The following is a 1,279-nucleotide window of genomic DNA, read 5'->3' as shown; positions in this document are numbered from 1 at the left end:
CCTGGGTTCAAGGGGTGGTCGCAACACCTTCTAGCAGAAGAGGTGTTGCGCATGGATGCACGTCGCGGCCGTCCACGGGTGCCCGCCGAGCACGAGAATCGCTTCTGGGCCAGCATCCGCGAGGGCCTGGGCATCGAGGAGTCCGCCGCTGCCGCTGGCGTGTCACGGGTGAAGGGGCGAGCATGGTTCTGGGACCGTGGCGGAGTGATGCCACCAGCCACGACAGGCCAGCGGGCGCGGTCGCTGGGCTTCGCCGAGCGCGAGGAGATCGCGCTGCTCGCCGCCCGCGACCACGGGGTCCGCGAGATCGCCCGGCGGCTCGGCCGGGCCCCGAGCACCATCAGCCGGGAGCTGCGCCGGGTCACCCACCGGCGCTCGCCCGATGACCGGCACCGGATCCCCTACCGGGCCTCGACCGCGCAGGCCGATGCCGACGGCAGGGCCCGCAGGCCCAAGCCGGCCAGGCTCGCGACCTGCCTGCCGCTGCGCCGCGAGGTGCAGAATCGGCTCAGGCGCAAGCACAGCCCGGAGCAGATCGCCGGGCGGCTGCGCGAGGACTTCCCCGACGATCCGGAGATGTGGGTGTCGCACGAGACGATCTATAAGGCCATCTACGTGCAGGGCCGTGGCGCGCTCAAGCGCGAGCTCGCCCGCAGCCTGCGCACCGGCCGGGCGGTTCGCAGGCCCGGCCGCGGGGCCGGGCAGAGGCGCGGCCGGATCCCGGGCATGGTCAATATCGCTGAGCGGCCCGCCGAGGTCGAGGACCGGGCCGTGCCGGGCGACTGGGAGGGCGATCTGATCCTCGGGTCGGTCGCGTCGGGCTCGGCGATCGGCACGCTGGTGGAGCGGGCCACCGGGTTCGTGCTGCTGCTGCACCTGCCCGGCGACCACGCCGCGGGCACCGTGGCGGACGCGATGATCGCGAAGATGGGAGGGCTGCCCGGGCAGCTGCGGCGGTCGCTGGCCTGGGACCAGGGCAGCGAGATGTCCGACCATGCCCGCATCGCTGGGGCCACGGGGCTCGACATCTACTTCTGCGATCCGCACTCGCCGTGGCAGCGGGGCAGCAACGAGAACACCAACGGGCTGCTGCGCCAGTACTTCGCCAAGGGCTCGGACCTGTCGCGGTGGGGGCCGGGCTACCTCGACATGGTGGCCGCCGAGCTCAATGACCGGCCCCGCAAGCGGCTGCGCTGGGCCACCCCTGCCGAGGCCCTCGCTAGGATGTTGTCCGAGGAGCCGGATCCGCCTGGTGTTGCGACGACCGCATGAATCCACC

1 protein-coding gene is annotated in these 1,279 nt (G+C 72.7%); it reads left to right on the top strand.

Translation table 11 applies throughout. The features are described 5' to 3' along the window. Positions 1-51: 51 nt before the first annotated feature. Positions 52-1,272, top strand: coding sequence for an IS30 family transposase (locus QC765_RS16430; RefSeq protein ID WP_278315513.1), 1,221 nt, complete (start codon positions 52-54; stop codon positions 1,270-1,272). Positions 1,273-1,279 lie beyond the last annotated feature (7 nt).

Origin of the sequence: Hoyosella levis, assembly GCF_026008515.1 — a bacterium.
Classification (GTDB): domain Bacteria; phylum Actinomycetota; class Actinomycetes; order Mycobacteriales; family Mycobacteriaceae; genus Lolliginicoccus; species Lolliginicoccus levis.
Note: the sequence above shows the minus strand (reverse complement) of the source record. Positions and strands in the feature narration are given on the sequence as shown.